Origin of the sequence: Mesorhizobium sp. M0478 (genome assembly GCF_040321305.1) — a bacterium.
Classification (GTDB): Bacteria; Pseudomonadota; Alphaproteobacteria; order Rhizobiales; family Rhizobiaceae; genus Mesorhizobium.
This window is the reverse complement of record NZ_JAMYRH010000002.1, coordinates 652,010-674,982: the sequence shown is the minus strand read 5'-3', so window position 1 is coordinate 674,982 and position 22,973 is coordinate 652,010. Positions and strand designations below refer to the sequence as shown.

General features: G+C 63.5%; 19 protein-coding genes, 1 tRNA gene and 1 pseudogene. 6 read left to right on the top strand and 15 right to left on the bottom strand.

Going from position 1 to position 22,973, the window contains the following annotated elements:
* Positions 1 to 14 precede the first annotated feature (14 nt).
* Both NKI64_RS07700 and NKI64_RS07695 read left to right on the top strand, forming a co-directional pair.
* Complete coding sequence (locus tag NKI64_RS07700) at positions 15 to 1,232, top strand: acyl-CoA dehydrogenase family protein (protein WP_023727399.1); 1,218 nt, start codon at positions 15 to 17, stop codon at positions 1,230 to 1,232.
* A gap of 8 nt (positions 1,233 to 1,240) precedes the next feature.
* Positions 1,241 to 2,503 (top strand): FAD-dependent oxidoreductase, encoded by a 1,263-nt coding sequence (locus NKI64_RS07695; RefSeq protein WP_352667310.1) that lies wholly within the window; start codon positions 1,241 to 1,243, stop codon positions 2,501 to 2,503.
* A 33-nt stretch (positions 2,504 to 2,536) separates the two neighbouring features.
* Here NKI64_RS07695 and NKI64_RS07690 read toward each other — a convergent pair whose 3' ends face one another.
* Entirely contained in the window at positions 2,537 to 3,628 is a 1,092-nt protein-coding gene (locus tag NKI64_RS07690; protein ID WP_352594883.1) for a rhodanese-like domain-containing protein, read from the bottom strand.
* Positions 3,625 to 4,456 (bottom strand): annotated as a pseudogene (locus NKI64_RS07685) (LLM class flavin-dependent oxidoreductase). The gene NKI64_RS07690 and the pseudogene NKI64_RS07685 overlap by 4 nt, the downstream one beginning before the upstream one ends.
* A gap of 183 nt (positions 4,457 to 4,639) precedes the next feature.
* Between NKI64_RS07685 and NKI64_RS07680 the strand changes: the two are divergent.
* Positions 4,640 to 6,079 carry an FAD/NAD(P)-binding protein gene (locus NKI64_RS07680; RefSeq protein ID WP_352667307.1) on the top strand — a complete coding sequence of 480 codons (1,440 nt, stop codon included), beginning with the start codon at positions 4,640 to 4,642 and terminating at the stop codon, positions 6,077 to 6,079.
* A gap of 80 nt (positions 6,080 to 6,159) precedes the next feature.
* Here NKI64_RS07680 and NKI64_RS07675 read toward each other — a convergent pair whose 3' ends face one another.
* Both NKI64_RS07675 and NKI64_RS07670 read right to left on the bottom strand, forming a co-directional pair.
* A complete protein-coding gene (locus NKI64_RS07675) occupies positions 6,160 to 7,755 on the bottom strand; it encodes an ABC transporter substrate-binding protein (protein ID WP_352667304.1) in 1,596 nt (531 codons plus the stop codon).
* A gap of 94 nt (positions 7,756 to 7,849) precedes the next feature.
* On the bottom strand, positions 7,850 to 9,445 hold the full coding sequence (locus NKI64_RS07670) for an ABC transporter substrate-binding protein (RefSeq protein WP_023824720.1): 1,596 nt from the start codon (positions 9,443 to 9,445) through the stop codon (positions 7,850 to 7,852).
* Between the two features lie 336 nt (positions 9,446 to 9,781).
* Between NKI64_RS07670 and gcvA the strand changes: the two genes are divergently transcribed.
* On the top strand, positions 9,782 to 10,792 hold the full coding sequence (gene gcvA, locus NKI64_RS07665; RefSeq protein ID WP_352594876.1) for a transcriptional regulator GcvA: 1,011 nt from the start codon (positions 9,782 to 9,784) through the stop codon (positions 10,790 to 10,792).
* A 6-nt stretch (positions 10,793 to 10,798) separates the two neighbouring features.
* Here the strand turns inward: gcvA and NKI64_RS07660 are convergent, their stop codons facing one another.
* The 8 genes from NKI64_RS07660 to NKI64_RS07625 form a co-directional block, all read right to left on the bottom strand.
* A complete protein-coding gene (locus NKI64_RS07660) occupies positions 10,799 to 11,659 on the bottom strand; it encodes an NADPH-dependent oxidoreductase (RefSeq protein ID WP_023727406.1) in 861 nt (286 codons plus the stop codon).
* A gap of 50 nt (positions 11,660 to 11,709) precedes the next feature.
* The gene (locus NKI64_RS07655) at positions 11,710 to 12,804 is read right to left on the bottom strand and encodes an LLM class flavin-dependent oxidoreductase (protein ID WP_023727407.1); all 1,095 of its coding nucleotides are present in this window, start codon (positions 12,802 to 12,804) and stop codon (positions 11,710 to 11,712) included.
* A gap of 74 nt (positions 12,805 to 12,878) precedes the next feature.
* Positions 12,879 to 14,228, bottom strand: coding sequence for an LLM class flavin-dependent oxidoreductase (locus NKI64_RS07650; RefSeq protein ID WP_352667299.1), 1,350 nt, complete (start codon positions 14,226 to 14,228; stop codon positions 12,879 to 12,881).
* Positions 14,225 to 15,406 carry an acyl-CoA dehydrogenase family protein gene (locus tag NKI64_RS07645; RefSeq protein ID WP_352594871.1) on the bottom strand — a complete coding sequence of 394 codons (1,182 nt, stop codon included), beginning with the start codon at positions 15,404 to 15,406 and terminating at the stop codon, positions 14,225 to 14,227. The genes NKI64_RS07650 and NKI64_RS07645 overlap by 4 nt, the downstream gene beginning before the upstream one ends.
* A gap of 4 nt (positions 15,407 to 15,410) precedes the next feature.
* Positions 15,411 to 15,752, bottom strand: coding sequence for a DUF3088 domain-containing protein (locus NKI64_RS07640; protein ID WP_023670853.1), 342 nt, complete (start codon positions 15,750 to 15,752; stop codon positions 15,411 to 15,413).
* 10 nt (positions 15,753 to 15,762) lie between these two features.
* Complete coding sequence (locus NKI64_RS07635) at positions 15,763 to 17,118, bottom strand: LLM class flavin-dependent oxidoreductase (RefSeq protein WP_352594870.1); 1,356 nt, start codon at positions 17,116 to 17,118, stop codon at positions 15,763 to 15,765.
* Between the two features lie 13 nt (positions 17,119 to 17,131).
* Positions 17,132 to 18,307, bottom strand: a complete 1,176-nt coding sequence (locus NKI64_RS07630; RefSeq protein WP_352667294.1) for an acyl-CoA dehydrogenase family protein — start codon at positions 18,305 to 18,307, stop codon at positions 17,132 to 17,134.
* Between the two features lie 24 nt (positions 18,308 to 18,331).
* Positions 18,332 to 19,771, bottom strand: coding sequence for an NAD(P)-binding domain-containing protein (locus NKI64_RS07625; RefSeq protein ID WP_023701140.1), 1,440 nt, complete (start codon positions 19,769 to 19,771; stop codon positions 18,332 to 18,334).
* Between the two features lie 324 nt (positions 19,772 to 20,095).
* Here NKI64_RS07625 and NKI64_RS07620 point away from each other — a divergent pair, with 324 nt between their 5' ends.
* Positions 20,096 to 20,395 carry a hypothetical protein gene (locus tag NKI64_RS07620; RefSeq protein WP_023670849.1) on the top strand — a complete coding sequence of 100 codons (300 nt, stop codon included), beginning with the start codon at positions 20,096 to 20,098 and terminating at the stop codon, positions 20,393 to 20,395.
* A 210-nt stretch (positions 20,396 to 20,605) separates the two neighbouring features.
* Here the strand turns inward: NKI64_RS07620 and NKI64_RS07615 are convergent.
* Positions 20,606 to 20,681 (bottom strand) — tRNA-Ile (locus NKI64_RS07615).
* 134 nt (positions 20,682 to 20,815) lie between these two features.
* Between NKI64_RS07615 and NKI64_RS07610 the strand changes: the two genes are divergently transcribed.
* Complete coding sequence (locus NKI64_RS07610; protein WP_023672467.1) at positions 20,816 to 21,526, top strand: SIMPL domain-containing protein; 711 nt, start codon at positions 20,816 to 20,818, stop codon at positions 21,524 to 21,526.
* A gap of 267 nt (positions 21,527 to 21,793) precedes the next feature.
* On the opposite strand, the gene NKI64_RS07605 is transcribed toward NKI64_RS07610, so the two are convergent.
* Positions 21,794 to 22,138, bottom strand: a complete 345-nt coding sequence (locus NKI64_RS07605; RefSeq protein WP_023672466.1) for a hypothetical protein — start codon at positions 22,136 to 22,138, stop codon at positions 21,794 to 21,796.
* A gap of 220 nt (positions 22,139 to 22,358) precedes the next feature.
* Positions 22,359 to 22,805 carry a YcgN family cysteine cluster protein gene (locus NKI64_RS07600; RefSeq protein WP_023672465.1) on the bottom strand — a complete coding sequence of 149 codons (447 nt, stop codon included), beginning with the start codon at positions 22,803 to 22,805 and terminating at the stop codon, positions 22,359 to 22,361.
* Between the last annotated feature and the right edge of the window lie 168 nt (positions 22,806 to 22,973).

The following is a 22,973-nucleotide window of genomic DNA, read 5'->3' as shown; positions in this document are numbered from 1 at the left end:
AGGAAGCCAGCTTCATGACCTCGACCATTCCCGAGTTTCCACAACTCCTCGACACGGCAGCCGGCCTTGCCAACGACTTCGCGCTGACCGCCGCGCATCACGACGCGACCGGGGATTTTCCGTTCGCCAATTTCGACCGGCTTCACCAGGCCGGGCTGCTTGGCCTGGTGACGGCGCGCGAGCATGGGGGCCTCGGTGGCGGGCTGATGGAAGCCCAGGCAGTGATCGCCGAGATCGGCCGTGGCGAGCCGTCGACGGCGCTGGTGCTGGCCATGCATTACAACAGCCAGTACGCGCTGCGGAAATCCGGCAAATGGCCGCGCCATCTGGTGCAGCGGATTGTCGAGGCCGGCCGCCTCGGCCCTGCTTTGATCAACGCCGCGCAGGCCGAGCCGGGGATCGGCTCGCCCGCTCATGGCAAGCCGCCCGAAACCATTGCCCGGCGCGACGGCAATGTCTGGCGGATATCCGGCCACAAGAATTACGTCACCGGCATTCCCATTCTGAAATGGGTGAACTTGCTGGCGCTGACCGACGAGCCGCAACCGCGCCTCGCCTCGTTCCTGGTGCCGACCAATGCGCCGGGATTGCGCGTCGAAAAGACATGGAATGCCGCCGGCATGCGGGCCACCGCCAGCGACGATGTCATCCTCGACAATGTCGTGGTGCCTGCCGAAGACATTACCGAGGCACAGCCGGCGTCTGAACCGCTGAGGCGTGAAGAAGGGCCGACAGCGTTCTTCTTTTCGCTGATCGGCGCTGTCTACCATGGTGCGGCCCGCGCGGCCCGTGACCGGCTGGCCTCCTTCGTCACCACGCACGCGCCGGCGAGCCTCGGCGCGCCGCTATCGACGGTGCCGCACATCCAGGCGGGGCTGGGCGACATCGAGGTTCGGCTTGCGACCAGCACGCGGCTGCTGCGTTCGCTCGCCGAAGATGTCGATGCCGGCCGACCGGTCGGCACCGACGGCATGACGGTCAGGCATGTCGTCATCGACAATGCCGTTGCAGTCACCTCGCTGGCGCTGGAGCTTGCCGGCAATCCCGGCCTCAACAGAGACTTCCAGCTCGAGCGCCACCATCGCGATACGCTGACCGCGCGCTCGCATGCACCACAGAACCACATGATCCGCACGATCGCCGCCAAAGCGGCGCTCAGCCGCCACGCTGCCCCTCAGGTAGCCGAGCCGCCGGCTGTTGCTGTCAAACCCAGGCTCAAGGCGGTCGGGTGAGCGGCGTCATGCCATCCGAACATGTCGAAGTCGCCATCGTCGGTGGAGGCCCTGGCGGCCTGACACTGGCGCAGGGCCTGAAGAAGAACGGCATCGGCGTCGCCGTCTTCGAGAAGGATCGCGCCCGCACCGACTATGTCCAGGGTTTCCGCCTGCGCATCCGCCAGCGCGGCATCGATTCGCTGATCGCCAATCTGCCGCCGGAACTCTACGAAGCCTTTGTCGCCACGCTCGGCCAGGCGCCGGACCGCAACATCCTGCTCGACGAGAATTTCGAAACCTTGGGCGAGGATGCCTGGGGTGGCGGCAATGCGCAGGGCGAGGTTGACGACACGCATATCGAAAAGTCGGTGAGCCGCATCACGCTGCGCCAGGTGCTGCTGTCCGGCCTCGACGGTGTCGTGCGCCATGGCAAGGTCTTTTCACGCTACGAGGAGCAGCCGGACGGTTCGGTAACAGCGCATTTCGAGGACGGCTCGACAATCCATGCCGATGTGCTGGTCGGCGCCGACGGCGCCCGCTCGCGCGTGCGCCAGCAGTTGGTGCCGCATGCGCGAAGCTTCGACACCGGCGTCAGGCGCTTGGCCGGCAAGATGACGCTGCATGCCGCAGCCCTTCACCAGATCTCGCCGCTGCTGCTCGACTACAATGCCGGCATCCGGCCGTCGGAAGGTCACGGGCTGATGGTCACCAGCCATCGCGTCAATGTCGAGGCCTATCGTAGATATGGGCTGATCGGGCTGGACGACGACACCCACAAGGACATTGCCGGTTTCCATTTCAACAACACCACCAGCTATGTCTGGTGGAACACCGCATACGAGAAGGGCGAGCTGGCCACGGATGAAATGCTGGCAAAGCTCTCCGGTGCCGACCTGCTCGACCTGCTGGTTTCGAAGATCGGCCACTGGCATCCGGAGATCCTCAACCTCATCCGCCACACCGATCCGTCGACAGTGGCGCTGCTGCATGTCCACAGCTCCGAGCCTGTCGATCCATGGCCGACGAAACGGGTCACGCTGCTTGGCGACGCCATCCACGCCATGACCTATTTCCGCGCGCTCGGCGGCAACACCGCGATCTACGACGCCGGCTTGCTGGTGCCCGAACTCGTGGCCGCCAAACGCGGCGACAAGCCGCTTCTCCAGGCACTGTCGCACTACGAGGCCAGAATGCTGGAGCACGGCGCCAAAGCCGTGCGTTCTTCGCTGACGGCGATGCAGAAGAACGTGCTCTCAGGCCGCCGCCGTCAACAGGAAGCCGCCGAATAGCAGCCCGAAAAATCGCCTGACAGTGCTCCTACCTTACGCCGCTTCCACCAGGCTCGCCGACTGGAAGTCGTGCAAGAGGATGGCGATCTCGAAGCCGCGCCGCTGCAGCCAGTGCGCCGTCGTCGCCGCGCGGACGCCAAGCAGATCGTCGATCAGCACGATGCGGGCGCCGCGCACGGCGATGGTGCGATAGGCGACCCCGAGCAACTGCCCGCCCTCCGACGTGATCGACCCCGGAATATGCGCTTCGGCGAACTCTTCCGGCGTACGCACGTCAAGCAGGTAGGTTGTCCGCTTGTCGTCCCTCGCCCAGGCTGCGGCCGTCGCCGCATCGATGCGCGGAAAACCGTCGCCCTCGGCAAGCTTTGCGATGTGCTCCCCGGCGAAACGCTTGGCGTCCTCGCTGGCCGGACCATAGGCAGCGGTCCTGCCGGTTTCCAGCTCGAGGCCGGCCTCGCGCCACGCCTTGGTGCCGTCGTGCAGATAGGCGACCTTGTTGGGCACGCCGGCGTCGATCAGCGTCTGCGCGCCGATGATGGCGCGCGGCAGGCCGGCGCAGGAGACGACCACCTGCGTCTCCGGCGACGGCACCAGGTCGGCGAAGCGCAGCACCAGTTCGGCGCCCGGCACGCTGATGGCGCCCGGCACATGGTCCTTGTCGAACTCCGCCACCGTTCGACTGTCGAGGATCACCACGTCGGCGCCCTGGCCTTTGAGCGCTTCAAGTTCGTCTACGGTGATGACCGGCGTTCCCTTCTCGTCGCGGATCGCCAGCGAAAAATCGACGCCCGGCGTGTCGAAGGTCGGCAAGCCGTCCACGCCGCCTTTCGTCCATTCAGGAATTCCACCGGCCAGTGCGAAAAGCTGGCTGCGACCATGCCCGGACAACCGTTCGACAAGTTGCTCGGCAACGCAGCTGCCGTCATCGGCCAGCACGGTGCGCACCGATTTGCGCGGGATGAAGCGGTCGATCTCCGCTTCGACGTGATCCGCCGGCAGATTGGTGGCAAACAGCGGCGACGCGTATCCGACTGCCGCTCTGTCCCGGATATCCAGCACCGCCAGTTCCTCGCCATCGGCCAGCCATTGGCGAAAAATTTTCGAATCGATCGTGCTCGCGCTCATGAGGCCTTCCTCTGCTGATGTTCGGCAACGCCACGGACCGGACGCGCAAGGCCGAGATTCTCGCGCAGCGTGCTGCCTTCGTAAGCGGTGCGGAACAGGCCGCGCCGCTGCAGCTCCGGGATGACGAGATCGACGAAATCGGTGAGGCCCGTTGGCAGGATCGGCGGCATGACGTTGAAGCCGTCCGCCGCACCGCCGGTGAACCACTCTTCCATCATGTCGGCGACATCCTTTGGCGTGCCGACGATCTGGAAATGGCCACGTGCACCGGCAACGGCGAGGTACAATTGCCGGATCGTCAGGTTCCGGCTCGTCCCAGAGCTTCTGCGCCACGGCAACGAACTCTTCCGCGCGGTCGTAGCGGTCGGCATGGACGGGATGCTGGTCGCGGCTGAAATTCGCCGCCGCCGGAGCGTCGGCCGAGGTGACGACGTTCCAGCCTGTCCTGCCGCCGCTCAGATGGTCGATCGAGGCAAACAGCCGCGCCAGGTGGAACGGCTCCCAATAGGTGGTCGAGGCGGTTGCCACCAGCCCAATCCTCCGCGTGATGGTCGAGAGCGCCGACAACAGCGTCAGCGGCTCGAAATGCACGACATGGCCGGTGCGTTCAAAAGTCTCGATCGGCTGCTCGCCATTGCGCGCGCTGAGGCTGTCGGCAAGAAACACCATGTCGAAGAGGCCGCGCTCTGCGGTGCGCGCGGCGTCCGCGTAGTGCTGAAAACTCAGGCCCGGATTGGCCGGCACATCGGGATGGCGCCAGGCAGCTACATGATGGCCCGGTCCGCGGACGAAAGCGCCAAGCCTTATCTTTCGATCTTCAGTCATCAGCGGCTTTCAGGTTGATCGCAAAAGGGCGTTCCTATCTAGCGCCTGCCACCCCCACTGCGCGAAAGAATGCCTTTCGCCGACTGGCAATTATTGTTTTTTGACATCGGGTTGGGGCACAGCACGATGGTCGCCGCCGCAGTGATCGGCTAGAGCCACGCACCGTCGGCGTCACAAAGGTCCTTGATGCTTCATACCCCGTCCTCCCCACCGCGTTCGACCCCTCGTTCAATCATCATCATTGGCGGCGGCTTTGCCGGCGCGGTTGCCGCGATCAAGCTGCTCGACCGTTCGACCGAACCGCTGGCAATCACCATCATCGAGCGACGGGCAGAGCTCGGCCGCGGCGTCGCCTACAGCACCGTCGATCCACAACACCTCGTCAACGGCGCGGCGCGCATCTTCTCGCTGCACCCGGACGACCCAGATCACCTCGTCCGCTGGCTCCTGGCGAATGGGCCCAAGCATGGCTGGACACCGCCCGCGGATGTGCCTGACTCCAGCCCGCCGCGCTGGCTGTTCGGCAGCTATGTCCAGTCGGAGTTGACCAGAGCCGTCAGAGAAGCAGATCCGCGTTCCTTGCTGCGCCACATCAAGGCATCCGCCGTCGACATGCTGACCGGTCCGTCCGGAGTCTGCGTCGGCACCAGCGACGGCCAGCAATTGCTGGCCGATGAGGCCGTGCTGGCGACAGGTGTTTTTCAGAGCGAGCCGTCGGCCACCGAAGCACCAATCATCAACGATCACCGCTATGTCGCAAATCCCTGGGATTCGGCAGCACTGGACCGGCTCGCTGGCAGCAGGCAATTGCTGCTGATCGGCTCGAGTCTCAGCATGGTCGACTTCGTTGCCAGCATGGAGGCGCGCGGCTTCAAGGGCAGCTATCGCGTCGTGTCGCGGCGCGGACAGATCGTCGAGCCTCGGCGCAATACCGAAGCGTGGCGCGATTTTCTTGCCGGGCGGCCGCTGCCGAAAACCACGAGGGCGCTTCTTGCCTTGGTAAAGGCCGAACGCCGGGCCATCGAGGCCGCCGGGCTGGACTGGCAAGGGCTGCCTTTGACGATCCGGCCGTGGATCCTGGCTCTGTGGCAAGGCGCCACCGACAAGGAGCGCCTGAAGTTCGCACGCCATCTGCGCGCTTTCTGGGACGTCACCGCGCATCGAGCGGCGCCGCCGAGCTTTGAGCGCGTCGCACTGGCGCAAAGCCAAGGCCGTTGGGCGGGCGGCGCCGGACGGGTGCTGGCACTGCATCCGCGAGCCGGCGGCATTGTCGCCGAGATCCGCTGGCGCGATAGCGGCGCGGTCGAACGGCTGCGTTTCGACGGTGTCGTCAACTGCCGGGGCCATCAGGAGCATGACTGGCGGCGGATCGCCGATCCGTTTGTCCAGAGCCTGCTGGAGAACGGCATCGTCAGGCCGCATGCGACCGGGTTCGGCATCGACGCCACGCATGACGGCCAGGTGATTTCCGGCGACGGCAGGACCCACGGCAATCTGTTTGCCATCGGCCATCCGCTGCGCGGCGTCGCCTGGGAATCGAGTTCCATCGGCGAACAGCTGGCGCAAGCCATGGCCCTTGCCGGCCTTCTGGTCGGCTCCAGCCCAAGGCTGCGTGCTCTGGCCTGACCGTTCTGCACCTCAAGACCATAGAAACGAAAAGGGCCGCGTCGAGACGCGGCCCCTTTTCTTGCTGATGTCCGCCGGGTTCAGGCGTTCGGATCGATATATGCGTCTGCGAAACTGGCCGACAGGCCTTCAGCACCCGGCGCGTAATTCTTGACGGTCTTGCGGGCAATGATGATGGTCGGCGGTGCGATCAGATTGATGATCGGCAACTCGTCGGCGATGATCTCCTGGAACCTGAAGAACAGTTGCTTGCGCTTGGCATCGTCAAGCTCCACCGATGCGGCCTCCAGCAGCCGGTCGACCTCAGGGTTCTCGTAGTGCGCGCCGTTGGAGAATGGCAGCCCGATCTTGATGTTCTTCGACCAGTAGAGCCGTTGCGCGCCGGCGCTGGGGTCAAAGATGTTGCCGCAGGATTCCGTCGACAGGTCCCAGGTGCGATCGGTGTAGATGGTTTTGACATAGGTGCCGAAGTCGAACTTCTGGATCTCGGCGTCGATGCCGATCTTGGCTAGCGCCTGTTTGAGGAAGTCAGCATAGCCCCATGGGTTGTAGGGGTTGTTGGTGAGCCTGAGCTTGAAGCGGATGCCGTCCGCTCCGCGCTTGAAGCCAGCCTCGTCGAGCAGTTTTTCCGACAGCGCCGTATCGACGGTCGCCGCCTTCACATCGGGATCGAAATACTTCTTGTTGACGACGCTGATCGGTGTCGGCGACACTTGGCCATAGCCGTAGAACACGATGGCATTGATCGCATCCAGATCGATGGCATGCGCGATTGCCTGACGGACCTTCTTCTCCTTCAGGATCGGGTTTTCCAGGTTGATGATCAGCTGGTGCAGCGGGCCGCTATAGGCAAAGACGGTGCTATCGACGACGAACTGCGGCAACGCCTTGAACCGCTCCAGATCGGCAAACGCCACCGGGTTCGGGCCGATGTCGACTTCACCCGTCTCGAGTGCCGCGGCGCGCGCGCCGGGATCGGTGATGAAGCGGAAGATGATCCGGTCGAGATAGGGTTTTGGCGCATCCCAATAGGTCGGGTTCTTCTCGACGATGATGTGGCTGCCCTTGACCCATTCCTTGAGCACGAACGGTCCACTGCCGATGATCTGCTCGAAGGACGGATCGTCCGCCGGCTTCAGCTTCTCGTAGATGTGCTTGGGCACGACGGGCGATTCCGTCGCGGCCAGCCCCGAGATCAGCGCGGCGGACGGTTTAGACAGTTTGATTTTCACCACATGCGGATCCGACGTGTCGACGTCGGTGACATTCTGGAAGGTGATGCGTCCACGCGGATGCGCTTCACGCAGTCGCGAGATCGAAAAGGCCACGTCTTGCGATGTCAAATCATGGCCATCGCTGAATTTCACCCCCGGCCGCAGCTTGAAGACATATTCGAGCCCGTCATCGCTGATCGACCATTCGGTGGCCAGTTGCGGCCTTGGATTGAGGTCGTAGTCGTAGGCGAGCAGGCCGTCGAAAATCTTCGGCCCGATGGTGGCCGGTCCACCGGCGCTGGTGTTGATGGAAACGATCTGGTTGGGCTCGGGATAGTAGACGAAATTGAGCGTGCCGCCCGCCACCGGCTTGGCGTCTTCGGCAAAGGCCCCGGCAGGTAGGGCGGTACTCGCGCCGGCCAGCAGCAGGAACTGATTGAACAAGCGTCGGTTGATGGTCATGGTCGGTACTCCGCGTTTGCGCGATTTGTCTTTATGGGGAAAAGTCGGGATCGGTGGTTTCACGCACCGATCCAAGGCAAGGCAATCCGAGCGCCTATGCGTTTGGCGCGAGCCAGATCTGCGCGAAGCTGTTGTTGATGCCTTGCGCTCCGGGTGCGAAATCCCTGACCTTCTTGTTGGCAACAATCTGGGCACCGGCCGCAACGAGGTCGACCGACACCACGTCGTCATGGATGATGTGCTGGAACTTGTACCAGAGCTCGCGCCGTTTCGTTTCGTCGGGCTCGATTGCGGCGGCTTCGAGGATCTGGTCGACCTCGGGGTTCGCATAGTGGCTGGCGTTGGAGAAGACGAGGCCGATCTTGAAATTCTTCGACCAGTAGGCGCGCTGGACGCCGAGCGTCGGATCAAAGGTGTTCGACAGCGACTCAACCACCAGGTCCCAGGCGCGGTCGGTGTAGACGGTCTTCAGGAACGTCGACAGATCGAGCTTCAGGATCTCGGCGTCGATGCCGACCACTGCCAGCGACTGCCTGATGAAATCGGCATAGGACGCCGGCAGGAACGCGTTGTAGGCGAGCCGGAGCTTAAAGCGCGTGCCGTCGGCGCCGCGCGGATGGCCGGCATCGTCGAGCAGTTTCTCCGCCAGTTTGGGGTCGGGTTCGCGCGCCTTGATGCTGGGGTCATACCATTTGGGCAGTGCCGTGCTGATGGGACTTGGCGATACCTGCGCATAGCCATAGAGCGCAATGTCGACCAGCTTCTGCAGGTCGATCGCGTGGGCGATGGCCAGACGCACGTCGCGCTTGGTCAGGATTTCGTTCTCGTAGTTGAAGAACAATTGCTGCTGCGGGCCGGAATAGGCATAGGTGTTGGTGTCGACGACCAAAGCGGGGTTGGCCTTCAGCCGCTCGATATCGGCCAGCGGCACGGGATTGGCGCCGATATCGATCTCGCCGGTTTCAAGAGCCGCCGAGCGTGCCGCCGGGTCGAGAATGACATGCAGCACGACGCGGTCGAGGTAAGGCCTTGGCGCATCCCAATAGTTCGGATTGCGATCGAAGATCAGATGGCTGCCGGGCACCCATTCCTTGAGAACGAAGGGGCCGGTGCCGATCGTCTGTTCCAGCTTAGGCTGTTCTGCCGGCTTGAACGTTTCGTAGACATGCTTCGGCACGATCGGTGATTCCGAACTGCTCAGCGCCGTGATCAGATAGGGCGCCGGCTTCGAAAGCACGACAATGGCGGTGTGCGGATCGGGCGTCTCGACCGCTGTCACGTTCTGGTAGGTGATGCGGCCGCGCGGATGCGCCTCCTTCAGCCGGAAGATGGTGAAGGCAACATCTTCCGAGGTGAAGTCCTTGCTGTCATGCCACTTGACACCCTGGCGCAGCTTGAAGGTGTAGCGCAGGCCGTCATCGCTGATCGACCACTCCGTGGCCAGCAGCGGTTTCGGGGTGAGGTCGTAGGCGAAATCAAGCAGGCCTTCATTCACCTTGGGGCCGATCGCCTGGCCGGTGCCCGACGAGGTGTTGATGGCGATCAGCGACGTCGGATCGGGATAGTAGGCCCAGTTGAGCGTGCCGCCCTGAACGGGCGTGCCTTCGGCTGCAAAGGAAAGGCCGGGCAATGCGAAACTCGCACCCCCAAGCAGCAAGAGCTGGTTGAAATGACGACGATTGACAGACATGGTCTTGGGCTCCGGAAAACGGATTGCATCCGGCGGCCGAACGCACTCCGGCGCCTCGACGCAATGATCCCTGCCGTCGCGCAAAACCGGAAGAATGATTTTCTATCGTCGGCCGAAAGCGCCGCTTTGCACGACTGGTTCATTCCAGGCCTGCGAAGCCGACCGACACCCAAATCGGTGCTGCCCGTCTTATTTCTACAAGAATAGTAGACATTGCGATTTTTTAGATTTCCGTTCCCGCTGGCGCGACGCTGCGGCAAACGAAATTTTCCGCCGCGCGCTTTGGCGCAAAGCCCGCCCTCGTCGCGCCGGGTCCGAACGTGTTGAATGCGCCTCATGGTTGATGTCATTCGCGCCAAACCGAGGAAGCTACGACCGACGCTGGCGAGACTTCCGCCGCTGACCTCGCTTCGCGCCTTTGTCGCAACCGCCCGCCATCTGAGCTTTACGCGAGCGGCGGAAGAACTCCATGTCACGCCCGCCGCCATCGGCCAGCAGATCCGCCAGCTGGAGGATCACCTGGGGCAACCGCTGTTCCAGCGCAACCGGGGCGAGCTTTTGCTGACCTCGGCCGGTCAGGCGCTGATGCCCGGGCTCACCGAGGCTTTCGACGTCGTTGTCGAATCGGTCGCGCGTATTTCCGGCGACGAGGAGGATGCGCCGATCAAGGTGTCGGTCGCGCCCTCCTTCGCCAGCAAATGGCTGATCCCGCGCCTCGACGCGCTGCGTGAGGCGGTGCCCGGACTCGAAGTACTGGTCGATGCATCGACAAGGCTTGCCGACTTTGCCAGCGAAGATATCGACTGTGTCATCCGCTACGGCTCGGGCGCCTATAGCGGCCTCATCACGGAACGGCTGTTCTCGGAAGCGGTGCTGCCTGTCTGCAGCCCCGAATTTGCCCGCACGCACGGCCTCTTCCGTGGACCGGAAGGGCTGCGTAACGCGCCGATCCTGCATGAGGACGGGCCGGAGCGCGATCCAAGTTGCCCCGACTGGAAGGGCTGGCTGCGATCCAACGGCCTGTCCGGCCGCCTTGTCGACGGCGGCATACGGCTTAGCCAGTCCTCGCTGGTACTCGACGCCGCGGTTGCCGGCAAGGGCATCGGTCTCGGCAAATTCCGACTGGCCGAGCCTGACCTTGCGGCAGGGCGGCTGGTCAGCCCTTTCGGCTCGCCGCAGCCGGTCGAGTTTTCCTATTACTTCGCGACGACGCCACACAAGGCGAAGCTCGCGACCGTCGAGCGCTTCCATGGCTGGCTGAAGGCTGAGGCGCGAAGGGTTGGCGCACTCGACTTCACACCGCCGGCAGCACTGCCGGCGCGCATCGCCATCGTTGCCGCCGAATAGCCTTGGCTATTTAAGCTTGAAGCCCAGCGCCTTGAGCGCATCACCCAGGCGATCACGGCCTTTCAGCGCCGCAGTGCTGCCGATGCGGTTCGACATCAGTTCGGTCCAGTCGACAACGGGCATCGACTGCTCTTGCTGAAAGGTGCGAAGCGTCAGGTTGTACGCTGCGAGATCGTCCTGATCGAAGCCTGACTGATAGCGCTCGCGATGCAGCACAACACGCTGCGGCAGTCTGGGCTTGATGTCGGTCGCAGCCAGGAGATCGGGACAGCCAACGGTCAGGCCGAACACCGCCACGGTTTCCGGCGGCAGGCCGAGCTCTTGCGCCACGGCCTCAGGATGATTGCGCATGGCGCCGATGTAGCAGGAGCCGAGCCCGAGCGCATCGATTGCCACCACGGCATTCTGCGCGGCAAGTGCTGCGTCGATCACGGCCAGCAGAAAACTCTCATGATAATCGAGCCCCTCGCCCGCCCGGCTGTTTGCCTCGGCAATGGCGCGCAGCCGTGACAGGTCGGCCAGCCAAACCAGCAGCAACGGCGCCTGCTCGATATGGCGATTGACCGCCGCCAGTCCGGCAAGCCGCGCCTTGCGCGCCGGATCCTCGACGGCGATGACGCTCCACGCCTGCAGATTGGACGAGGTCGGCGCCGACTGGGCGGCAGCGATGATCAGTTCGAGCGTCCCTTCGGGCAGAGGCCTGGCGAGATAGTTGCGGACCGAGCGATGTGAAAGGATCGCCTCGAGGGCTTCGTTCCAGTTTGCAGTGTTCGCCTCTTGCGGCGCCCGGTAACGCCGCCTTAGTGCTGCTTCACCGCGCAGGTCGGCGTCGGAAGGGCGGATGCTGAAAGCGGCTGGCTGTGGCATTGTCGTCCCTATTTGGCGATCTGGCTCGTTCGGTGTTCTGACAACCCACGTCATTCAACAAACGCGGCTTGGACCCTATTGCGCAATAGCGGGAGCAACTGGTCGCCTTGCCGCTTGATCTCGGAAAGATACGGCGTGTCCGAGAGCACGAAATGCGTGATGCCCAGATCCCGGTACTTGCCGAGCGAACTGGCCACGTCGGCGGCCGAGCCGACCAGCCAGGTGGTGCCGGCGCCGCCGCCGCCATATTTGCCCGGCGCAGTGTAGAGATTGTCGTCCAGCACCTCGCCGCGCGTGTGCAGATCGAGCAGACGCTGCTGGCCTACCGCTACCGCCCGACCATGATCATTCCAGCCGGCGCCCTGGCCCTTTGCCATTTCGGCGACCTTCGCCTCGGCGTCCGCCCAGGCCTGCCCGGTGGTGTCGCGGACCAGCGTGGTGACCCGCAACCCGAATTGTAGAGGCGGGAGGTCCCGGTCAAGTTCCCGGCTCAAGGCCTTGAGCCGCTCGATCCGCTCCCGGACGCCGTCGAGCGGCTCGCCCCAGAACAGCTGGACATCGGCCTCGCTGGCCGAGACGCGCTCGGCCGCCTCCGACGCGCCGCCGAAATAGAGCCTGGGATGGCGACGGTTTCCACGGACAGGGATGCGGGGCATGACGGTAGACCCGGTGACCTTGAAGTGCTCGCCGGCAAAGGTGACGTTCTCTTCGGTCCAAAGTCTGCGAACCAGCCGCATGAACTCTCTGGTGCGGGCATAGCGATGGTTCTGCTCGCCTTCGCTGTCGCCATAGGCAGCGAGGTTGTCCTTGCCCGACACTATGTTGATACGCACGCGACCGCGGGTCAGCTGGTCGAGCGTGGCGACCGCGGATGCGAAGTGCGCTGGCCGCCAGTAACCCGGGCGGATCGCGATGAGCGGCTCGAAGGAGGTGGTCCGCGCGGCGAGCGCGGCGGCGACGGTAAACGTGTCGGGCCGACCCCAGCCGGTACCGATCAGCGCGCCCTTCCAGCCGTGTTCCTCAAGCGCCTTTGCGTGGCTGGTCAGCGTCTCCAGGCTGTTGTGGTCCTCGACGGCCGGCTCGCCGCGGTGACCGGGATCGACCTGATTCGGGATGTACCAGAGAAATTCGGGATCAGCGCTCATTGTCGGGCCTGTATTTTTGTCGGGCGTGGAGGTCAATGGCGGTACCTTCCGCGCCGTTATCGTTTGATGATCGTTCAATGGGTGGCCCCGAGCAACCCTGACGCCTTGTGTGGCTGCGGCGCGAAACGGCTTTCAGGCCTGATAAGGCCGAGATGGTCGCGCAGCGTGCGCCCTTCATAGTCGCTGCGAAACAGGCCGCGCCGGCGCAGGATCGGCACGACCGTATCGACAAAGACTTCCAGCCCGGTCGGCAGCACGTCAGGCATCAGGTTGAAGCCATCGGCGGCGCCGGCGACAAACCATCTTTCGATATCGTCGGCGATCTGCTCCGGCGTGCCGACAACGGTGCGGTGGCCGGTACTGCCGTTGAGCGCCCGGATCAGTTGGCGAACGGTGAAATCGTTGTTGCGGGCAAGTGCCAGCGTGGCCTTGAAGAAGGTGTGGCCGCCGTTGGGCGGCAGGGGGATGACGTCAGGCAGCTTCTCGTCGAGCCTCAGCCGCTCGCGGTCGATGCCGAGCACGCCCGACAGCCGCGTCAGGCTGTAGTCGAGCGGGATGCGGTCCCACAGTTCTTCCTGCCGCCGCTCCGCTTCCGCCTCGGTGCTGCCGATGATGGTAGCCAGACCGGCGAGGTTGAGCGGCACGCCGCCGCTTCTGCCACGGGCGACAGCCCGGGCCTTCAGCTCCTTTGCGTAGGCGAGCGCCTCCTCGAACGATTGCGACGCGGAAAACACCGCTTCGGCGTGGCGCGCGGCGAGCTCCTTGCCGTCATCGGAACCGCCGGCCTGGATGACCACCGGATGCCCTTGCGGCGAGCGCGGCACATTGTGCGGCCCATGCACCGAAAAATGCGCGCCCTCGTGCTCGATGGCGTGAACCTTGGCGGCATCGACGAAGCGCCCACTGGCGACGTCGCCGATGAAGGCATCGTCCTCCCAGCTGTCCCACAGCGCCTTGACTATTTCGGTGAATTCGGCGGCCCGCTCGTAGCGCCCGCCATGATCTATCGCGCCGGTCAGGCCGAAATTGCGGGCCGAGGCGGGATCGGCCGTGGTCACGATGTTCCAGCCGATGCGCCCGCCGCTGACATGGTCGAGCGTCGCGAAACGACGGGCGATGTTGTAGGGCTCGTTGAAGCTGGTCGATGCCGTCGCAATCAGGCCGATGCGCTCGGTCGCGGCGGCTATCGTCGCCAGCACGATGGTCGGTTCCAGCGATGTAATCGGCCGATAGTCATCCGAAATTGCCGCCTGATCGGCAAAGAATATAGCGTCGAGCTTGGCGCGCTCGGCGATCTTCGCCACCTGCACATAGTGGTCGACGGTGAAGGCGGCATAGGGGTCGACCCCGTCCATCCGCCATGCCGCCGGCGAGAAGCCGGCGTGCAGGATGTTGACATTGAGGTGGAGCTGTCGGCCGCTCATCGAAAGACGCCGGGCTCGGGATAGGCGCCAGTCAGATACCAGGTGCCGACGGTGCGGGCCTTGTATTCGGCGGGGTTGTGCAAGGTGTGGATGCGCGCATTGCGCCAGAAACGGTCGAAGCCGTATTTGCGCACCGCCGAGCGCGCGCCCATCACCTCGAAGATCTCGGCGGTGACTTCGAGCGCGACATTGCCGGCCAGCACGTTGGCCGCGGCAACTGCAACCGCCGCTTCCCCGCGCTCTTGCTCGGTCAACGCCTTGCCGCGCGCGATCGCATGATCGATCGCCGCCGCAGCGCGATCAGCCAGCACCGTTGCCGCCCGCGTCTTGACCCAGAGCTCGCCATATTGCCGCTTGATCCATGGATCGTCGATGTGGCGCTCGACGCCGGAATACATCCACGGTCGCGAGCTGTTGAGCGTGTAGTCGCGTGCCGCTAGCAGTGCGCCCTGGGCGGTACCGATGAAGACATTGAGCAGCACGCTTTGCTGCTGCAGCGGGCCGATGGTGCGGATCGGCAGCGACGCGTCTACCCAGCCGCGCACCAGTTCGTTGTCATGGATCCTAACATCCTTGTAGGCGACCTTGCCACTGCCGGTTTGCGTCTGGCCGATGCCGTCCCAGTCGTCGAGAATGGTGATGCCCTCACGATCCGCCGGGATGGCCGCGAACTTCCGCTCGCCGCTGACCTCGTCTTCCCAGGAGGTCGAAAGATAGTCGGCGACATGCGAGCCGGAGGCGAAGGGCTTGAAGCCGCTGACGATCGTCCACTCGCCATCCTTGCGGCCGAACAGCGTCTTGGAAAAGCTGTTGCCGGTGTTGCCCCAGAACCAGTCGCCCGCAGCCGAACGCCGCAGCAGATCGGCTGAGCGCGGTTCGTCCGAATTGAGCCTTGCGGCGATCAGCGCGCTGAAATGGTAGCCGTAGATGTGGCCGATCGAGCCGTCGACCTTGGCGAACTCGCGGCCGATCTTCAGCGCCGTCGAATAGGGTTCGCCGGCGCCGCCGAATTCCTTGGGAATGACGATACTGAGCAGGCCGCTCTCCTTGAGCAGGCGGATCTGTTCGACGGGCCTGCCGCCAAGCTGGTCGCGCTCGACCGCGTCGCGGGCAAAGATGTCGCGCAGCTCGACCGCCTTGGCGATCCATGGATTGGAGGTATCGGGATCGAAGCTCATCAGGTCACTCATGCAGATGCGGGAAGCCGTGGCGCTCGGCAAGCAGCGCAAGAATGCGCCTTGTGTCGTCGGCAAAGACCTTGCCCTTGGCGGTCGGTAGGTCGGCTGGCGGATCACTGCCGACGACCAGCACCGGCAGCGACTGGTGGCGTTCGCCGAGCGCATCGATCACCTTACCCCTCGGCCTTGCGAACGGCACGCGCTCGACGTCCAGCCTGGCAGCAAGATCGGGAAAGGCTGCGAGCAGCCCTTCGACCTTGTTGGAATAGGGGCAGACGAAGGTCTGGCCCGGATGCTTTGGGTCGGCGAAACCCGGCTGGATGAGAAAGAGCGTGTCGCGCGCCATCGGCTCATTCCTATTCCGCCGCCGCCGCGGCATGCCGCGAAAAACGGTTTGCCGGCCGCTTCAGGCCGAGATTGTCGCGCAAGGTGCTGCCCTCATACTCCCGACGGAACAGGCCACGGTGGCGCAGTTCCGGCACCACCAACTCGATGAAATCCTTCAAGCCGCCGGGCATGATCGGTGCCATGATGTTGAAGCCGTCGGCGCCGTAATTCTCAAAGCGCTCTTCCATCGTGTCGGCGATCTGTTGTGGCGTGCCGACCACCTGCCAGTGGCCGCGAGCGCCGGCGATGCGCAAATAGAGCTGCCGGATCGTCAGCTTCTCGCGCCGCGCCAGATCGATGACCAGCGCCTGCCGGCTCTTGCCGGCATTGGTCTCCGGCAGTTCCGGCACCGGCCCGTCGAGCGGATAGGCGGTCAGATCGAAGCCGCCGGCCAGCGCCGAGACCAGACCGAGGCCCACTTCCGGCTGGATGAGATCCTGCAGCTGTTCGAACTTTTCCTGCGCCTCGGCTTCGCTGCGGCCGACGACCGGAAAGATGCCTGGCAGGATTTTCAGATCATCCTCTGAACGGCCGTACTTACCGAGCCTGCCCTTGACGTCGGCATAGAAGGCGGTGGCTTCATCGAGCGTGATCTGCGCGGCGAAAATCGCTTCCGCGGTGCGCGCCGCCAGCTCCTTGCCGGGGCCGGACGCACCCGCCTGGACGACGACCGGATGGCCTTGCGGCGTGCGCGGCGTGTTCAGCGGACCGCGCACCTCGAAGTGCTGGCCCTTGTGGTTCAGCACATGCAGCTTCTCCTTGTCGAAATAGCGCCCGCTCACTTTGTCGCGCGGGAAGGCATCATCCTCCCAGCTGTCCCACAGCCCAAGCACGACATCGGCGAATTCCTCGGCGCGATCGTAGCGGTCGCCGTGCTGGATATGCGTATTGTGGCCGAAATTGAATGCCGCATCCGGATCGGACGAGGTGACGAGGTTCCAGCCGGCGCGCCCGCCGCTCAGATGGTCGAGCGACGCGAACTGGCGGGCCAGATTGTAGGGATCGGAATAGCTGGTCGAAGCCGTGGCGATCAGGCCGATGTTGGTGGTCACCGCCGACAGCGCCGACAGCAGCGTGATGGGCTCGAACGGATAGACGCCGCTATGCGCCTTGCGGCTGGCAGCCTCGAGATTGCTCAGCCGCGCCGCGACGCCATCGGCAAAGAAGATCGCATCGAATTTGGCCGCTTCCGCGAGCCTGGCCAGTTCGACATAGTCGCCGAGGCTGGTCCCCTCGGCCGCCTGTGGATGGCGCCATGCCGCCACATGGTGGCCGGTGAAGAGAAGAAACGCTCCAAGCTTGAGCTTGTCCTTGCGCCTGGCCATTTTCCGCGCCTCCTCAGCGATACAACCCGCCGACCGGGAATTCCCCGGTCAGCAACCAGGTGCCGATGGTGCGCTTCTTGTATTCGGCCGGGTTGTGCAGCGTGTGCGTGCGCACATTGCGCCAGAACCTGTCGTAGCCATTGGCCTTGGTGGCCGAGCGGGCGCCCATCACCTCGAAAAACTCGCTCGATGCGTCGAGACCGATTTGCCCGGCATAGACATTGGCGGTGGCAAGGTCGATCGCCGTCTGTCCGCGCTGCTCCAGGGTCAAGGCCTCGCCCTTGCCATAGGCGGCATCGAGGCTGCGCGCCGCCACATCGGCGAGTTCGGCGGCAGCCAGCGTGCGGATATAGAGATCGCCATATTTGCGCTGAACGAACGGATCGTCGGTGTGGTTCTCATAGCCGGAATAGACCCAGGGTCGCGATTGCGAGACCGTATAGTCGCGGCCGTCGCTCAGCGCTCCTTGCGCGCTGCCGACGAAGAGGTTGAGCAGGACCGCCTGCTGGAAGAGTGAAATCAGCGTCTGGAACGGCGTCAGCGGCACGGCGGGCGAGCCGATCAGTTCGTCATCACCGATATGCACATCCTTGAACGTGACTTTACCGGAACCCGTCTGCCGCTGGCCGACGCCATCCCAGTCATCCTCGATGACGATACCTTCACGATCGGCCGGGATCGCAGCTGCCAGGCGGTCCTGGCCGTCTTCCCATGCCACCTGGATATAGTCGGCGATGTGCGAGCCGGAAGAGAACGGCCGGAAGCCGTTCAGGATCCAGCCCGAGCCGTTGCGCCTGGCCGTAGAGGTCTTCGACATGGCGTTGCCGGAATTGCCCCAGACCCAGTTCTCGCGGGCCGAGCGTGTCAGCAGTTGGTCCTTCTGCGCGTCCGTACCGCGAAATAACACGCCGTTGAGCGGCAGATGATGGTAGCCGTAGAGATGGGCTAGCGAACCATCGGTGCGGGCAAATTCGCGCACGACGCGCAACACCGACAGCCAGGGCGCGCCCTTGCCGCCATAGTTTTTGGGAATCTGCGCCGACGGCAGTCCACTTTCCTTGAGCAGGCGGATCTGCTCGACCGGTCGTCCACCAGCCTTGTCGCGCGCCACCGCATCGCGATCGAAGATGGTGCGCAGCTCGACCGCCGTGGCGACGAACGGGTCGGAAAGGTCAGGGCTGAAGGTCATCGGCGTTTGTCCATGGAAATGCGTCTATTCCGCCGCAATGGTCTGTGCCGGTCGCCAGACGGCAGAGGCGTAGGCCTCCTCCCCGAACTCGGCCGGATGGCTGCCGGTTATCCGGCTCTCATGGCTGTCGAGATCGGCAAGGAAGAGATCGCGGCTGATGCGGGCGACGACAGCCGGCACGTCGCGCCTGATAGAGGGAACATCGCCGATCGGCAGGCCGAAACTGACGAAGCCGCCTGGATTGAAGACGTGGATGTTCCTCAGGAACGGCGCCTCCCCCAGCGCTTTCTCGAGGAATTCATGGCCGAGGCCGAGATAGGGATGGGCGCCGAAAAATTCATCCAGTTCGCCTTCCGCCGGCGCGTATTGGTCACGCCACAGCCGGATCGAGGCGGCGAAATTGCTAAATTCCGGCTTGCGCGTCGGGTCGGCGAAATAGCCGGTGCCGGCGATGACGAAGTCGAAAGCGAACGTCTCGGCGCCGATGTCGGTGACGACCTTGCCGCCGTCGATATCCGCATTCGTCCAGGGGGCACCGAGATGCAGGTGGAAATTCTTGTGCCGCACTACCCGCTCCACGGCATCGGGCGGTGGCGTCGAACCGGCCTCGCGGAAGCGCAGTGCCTGGCGCCAGCGCACCGGATCGGGCAAGCGCGGATAGTTGTCATAGGCGCCGGGATAACCCCGCACGCGGTTGATCGGCACGCTGGCGATACTGGTGCGCCGCGCGAACAGGCGCACCGATTGCGCGCCGGCCTCAAGGGCTGTCCCCGCCGCATCGAATGCCGAAGCCGCCGACCCGACGACAGCGACCGCTTTGCCCTTGAGCGAGGCAAAATCGATTGCTGCAGAACTGTGTGCGACAAAGCCCTGGGGCAGAGCAGCGAGCACCGCCGGTATCATTGGACCGCCGCTGCCGCCAAAGCCATTGGCCAGAATGATCTTCCGCGCCGTTTCGATCAATGGCGTGCCGCCGGCATCGAGGTGGAGGCGAAGATACCCGTCAGCCGGCTCGATGCGAAGGAGACGCGTGCCGTAGCGAATGCCAATGCCGAGAAAGTCGCGATACCATTTCAGGTAATTCGCCCAATCCGTCCGCGCGATGCGGTCGAAGCCTGCATAGGCTTCGGCACCATGGCGCGCTTCGTACCAGGATTGAAAGCTCAGGCCCGGCAGGCCGAGTTCCGGTCCCGGCAGGCCCTTTGGTGTTCGCAGCCGGTTCATCCGCGCATGCGTGAGCCAGATGCCGGCCTTGCCCTCATCCGGCGCCGCATCGATGACCGTGACCTTGCCGATGCCGGCCCGCCTCAACGCGAAGGCGAAGGTCGCGCCCGTCTGCCCGCCGCCAACGACAAAGACATTGTGGTCGATGCCCTCCCGATCCGGCACCCAATTTTGCGGATCGGGACCGATCAGTCGAAGTGTTTCGCGGGCGTCGTGATCTGGATCGGACGGTAAGGCCATTTCGGTCCTGGCTGAAGTTCAAGCGTTACACCAAACTCCGCCCCGGTCGGCAAACAGTCCAGAAATGTCTGCTTTGATTGCCCGGTAGTTTTTTTCACTTGCATCCAACGGCACAATCGGAGCGTCACCGGGCTGCTGCCGGATATTCGGCACCACCTGCAATCCGTGATGACAAGCGAACAATTGGCGCGCAGGGCTGACATAATCTGAACGCTCGGTTGCCCGCGTCGATTCCGCTGCAATTCTTGCCCGTTGAAAGGAGTACGCTGCGTTTCCGACACTTCACCCAAGTAGGGGTCGAGCCCACGTGTGTAAAAACGCGTCATGCACCCGAAAGGAGACCTCGAGGACTTCGATTGGTGGCGGCTCTCACCACGCCTTGAGCTGCACCGGCGTCAAGTACACGGCGCCGTCGCGGTCGCGATTGAGATCTATTTCAAAGCACGACCGATGGAAAACGATGCGGTTGGGGACATTACCGATTACCATTCTCATGATTTCCTCAGCCTTTACCTGTCCGGGCTGGGTAAGAGAATTCTGTCGGAATTGGCTGCCAGATCCGCACAGATCAACCGAACTGGCAAGCGCATTTTGAGACTGCGGCCGAGTTCAGAACCCGCCTAATTGCACGTCGTTGCCGCCGATTGCCGCAGGCATCCTTGCAGGGTATTTCGAACCCAGGGGGCTTGGGCTAGGTGTGACAGTGCCATCAACGAGACGGAGAAAATTGACGAACGGGCCCCAAAACCATTTTGCCCAGAAGCCATAGATTTACCCGATAACGCTCAACTCAAACTCAAATAATTAGGCGTAAGGTATTGATATATAATAAACTGGTGGGCCCGGAGGGACTCGAACCCCCAACCAAGCGGTTATGAGCCGCCGGCTCTAACCATTGAGCTACAGGCCCCACGCGCGCTGGATTAGTGTTTTTCCTTGCGCGGCACAAGGCTTTCCGGACGGGCTGGCCGAGATCGCCCAAATCAGCCCATATTCGCGCCCTAGTCGACAGGCGCGACTGGATCGCACACCGAGGAGATTTTCATGACCAGACATATTTTGCCGCTCGCACTTGCCGCCGCGATCGCTTTTCCGGCGATGGCAAGCGCTGCCGATTCGCTGCCCCCGCCCCGCATCATCGTGTCGGGTGAAGGCCAGTCGACCGTGGCGCCTGACCTGGCGCTGCTGACGCTCAGCGTCATGCGCGAGGCCAAGACCGCACGCGCGGCACTCGACGCCAACAACGACGCCATGGCCGCCGTGATCGCGGCAATGAAGTCGGCAGGGATCAAGGACCGCGACCTGCAGACCGCCGGCATCCAGATCAACCCGCGTTACAACTACACCAACAAACCGGACGGCAGCCAGGAAGCCGAGCTTGTCGCCTACCAGGTGACCAACACACTCTCGGTGCGCATCCGCGACATCGACAAAACAGGTGAGATTCTCGACAAGGCTGTGTCGCTCGGCGTCAATCAGGGCGGAGGCATTTCGTTCTCCAACGAGGATCCGAAAGCTGCCGTCACCGAAGCCCGCAAGAAGGCGGTCGCCGATGCCATGGCCAAGGCCAAGACGCTGGCCGAAGCCGCCGGCGTCAGCATAGGCCGGGTGCTGGAAATCACCGACCAGAACGTTGCGCCGGCGCCGATGCCGATCAATGCAAAGGCCTTCGATGCGGCAGGCGCCGCGGTTCCCGTGCAGGCCGGCGAGAATGCCTACGCCGTGCAGGTAACAGTGACATTCGAGCTTAAGTAGCAGGCCGCCGGGCTGGGCGCGGTTCTGCTGAACCCGTCGGCCGGAACCGCAGATTTCCGACATGAAAAACCCCGGAGGACTGGCCTCCGGGGTTTTTCGAGCCGCACCTTTCCGCGGAGGGAAAGGGGCTCCTGGCTGACCCTAGAAGGGTCATGCCGCTACTCCAGGTACTCCAGGCTGATCCTGGCAGAGGAACATGCCTCCGGATCGACCTTCGCAGAAGGTCGTATCCCAGACTGATCTTCGCAGAAGATCAGTCTGGTTCTCTTAGCGATAGATAACCGGGCAGCCGCGCTCATTGGCGAACACGACCACTACGCGATCGCCATACTGGCGGCCGGCGACCTTCACCACGCGGCGATTGACATCGACGATGCGGACGCGGTGCAGGCCCATGCGCTCGGCCTTGTCGAGGGCGCGGTCCGGCGAGCAGCGGCGCCAATTGCGGTCACGGCGAAAGCCGTCCTCATCGTCGCCGGTGTAGACGCCGACGCGGCGGTCATGGTTGTTGCCGAAGCCGAGATAGATCGAGTCCGCCTGGGCGGGCACTGCGGCAAGGGTGCCGAGAGCTACGAGACCCGAAAGGGCTGCCGTCTTGAATGAGTTGAACATTGTCTTCTCTCCTTGTTGAGGGCTTGCGCCCGTCTTGGTCGAACCGATGGGGGGAGAATGCTCCTTGCAATCTGAACTCTTCGCGAACCGGCCGTTCATTTTCGGTTAATCTGCCCGACAGGCCAAAAGCAACCGCCCCTTCCACCGCTGCAAACGATCCTGACCGTCAAAAACGTCCAATGGCGCGGAACGCCCTATGGCAACGTCCGTTCCAGAATGCTCAGGGCTCGTCGTCGAGCATATAGTCGAAATAATCGTCCGGCTCGGCCAGATCGGTCTCACTGGCGCGGACGCGGCCGCGCATGGAGATGCCGGCATCATGAACGGTCTCGGCACTTCCCGACACCAGCCTGTGCCACCAATAGAGGTCGTGCCCCTCGGCAACCAGCCGGTAGGCACAGGTTTTCGGCAGCCACGTGATGGTGCGCACATTCTGCGGCGTCAGCCCGACACAGTCCGGCACGCGCGCCAGCCGGTTGGCATAGTCAGAACAGCGGCAGCTTTGCCCATCGAACAGCCGGCAGCCGACTGATGTCCAGTAGATCTCGCCGGTATCCTCGTCCTCGAGTTTAGACAGGCAGCATTTTCCGCAGCCGTCGCACAGCGATTCCCACTCGGTGGGCGTCATCGCTTCCAGCGTCTTGGTCTTCCAGAACGGCGTTTCCATTATGGGTCGAGATGTGGCCTCCGCATGCGGCAAGGTCAAGCTGTTGTGTGACTTCAAGTTCCGGCCGCACCATAGGAAAAACATGAAGTTGCCTTCAAAACGCCGGTCAATCGTCCTTGGGTGCGGGTAATGCCTGCAAACCGGAACCAATCCGGTCAAGGACAGTTT

Coding starts and splice junctions, on each gene's coding strand:
- NKI64_RS07655 (WP_023727407.1), bottom strand. CDS start 12,804: ATGAGCGCTGATCCCGAATTTCTCTGGTACATCCCGAATCAGGTCGAT.
- NKI64_RS07680 (WP_352667307.1), top strand. CDS start 4,640: ATGCTTCATACCCCGTCCTCCCCACCGCGTTCGACCCCTCGTTCAATC.
- gcvA (WP_352594876.1), top strand. CDS start 9,782: ATGGTTGATGTCATTCGCGCCAAACCGAGGAAGCTACGACCGACGCTG.
- NKI64_RS07675 (WP_352667304.1), bottom strand. CDS start 7,755: ATGACCATCAACCGACGCTTGTTCAATCAGTTCCTGCTGCTGGCCGGC.
- NKI64_RS07660 (WP_023727406.1), bottom strand. CDS start 11,659: ATGCCACAGCCAGCCGCTTTCAGCATCCGCCCTTCCGACGCCGACCTG.
- NKI64_RS07600 (WP_023672465.1), bottom strand. CDS start 22,805: ATGGAAACGCCGTTCTGGAAGACCAAGACGCTGGAAGCGATGACGCCC.
- NKI64_RS07625 (WP_023701140.1), bottom strand. CDS start 19,771: ATGGCCTTACCGTCCGATCCAGATCACGACGCCCGCGAAACACTTCGA.
- NKI64_RS07630 (WP_352667294.1), bottom strand. CDS start 18,307: ATGACCTTCAGCCCTGACCTTTCCGACCCGTTCGTCGCCACGGCGGTC.
- NKI64_RS07650 (WP_352667299.1), bottom strand. CDS start 14,228: ATGAGCGGCCGACAGCTCCACCTCAATGTCAACATCCTGCACGCCGGC.
- NKI64_RS07610 (WP_023672467.1), top strand. CDS start 20,816: ATGACCAGACATATTTTGCCGCTCGCACTTGCCGCCGCGATCGCTTTT.
- NKI64_RS07695 (WP_352667310.1), top strand. CDS start 1,241: ATGCCATCCGAACATGTCGAAGTCGCCATCGTCGGTGGAGGCCCTGGC.
- NKI64_RS07620 (WP_023670849.1), top strand. CDS start 20,096: ATGCACCCGAAAGGAGACCTCGAGGACTTCGATTGGTGGCGGCTCTCA.
- NKI64_RS07670 (WP_023824720.1), bottom strand. CDS start 9,445: ATGTCTGTCAATCGTCGTCATTTCAACCAGCTCTTGCTGCTTGGGGGT.
- NKI64_RS07605 (WP_023672466.1), bottom strand. CDS start 22,138: ATGTTCAACTCATTCAAGACGGCAGCCCTTTCGGGTCTCGTAGCTCTC.
- NKI64_RS07700 (WP_023727399.1), top strand. CDS start 15: ATGACCTCGACCATTCCCGAGTTTCCACAACTCCTCGACACGGCAGCC.
- NKI64_RS07635 (WP_352594870.1), bottom strand. CDS start 17,118: ATGGCCAGGCGCAAGGACAAGCTCAAGCTTGGAGCGTTTCTTCTCTTC.
- NKI64_RS07690 (WP_352594883.1), bottom strand. CDS start 3,628: ATGAGCGCGAGCACGATCGATTCGAAAATTTTTCGCCAATGGCTGGCC.
- NKI64_RS07640 (WP_023670853.1), bottom strand. CDS start 15,752: ATGGCGCGCGACACGCTCTTTCTCATCCAGCCGGGTTTCGCCGACCCA.
- NKI64_RS07645 (WP_352594871.1), bottom strand. CDS start 15,406: ATGAGCTTCGATCCCGATACCTCCAATCCATGGATCGCCAAGGCGGTC.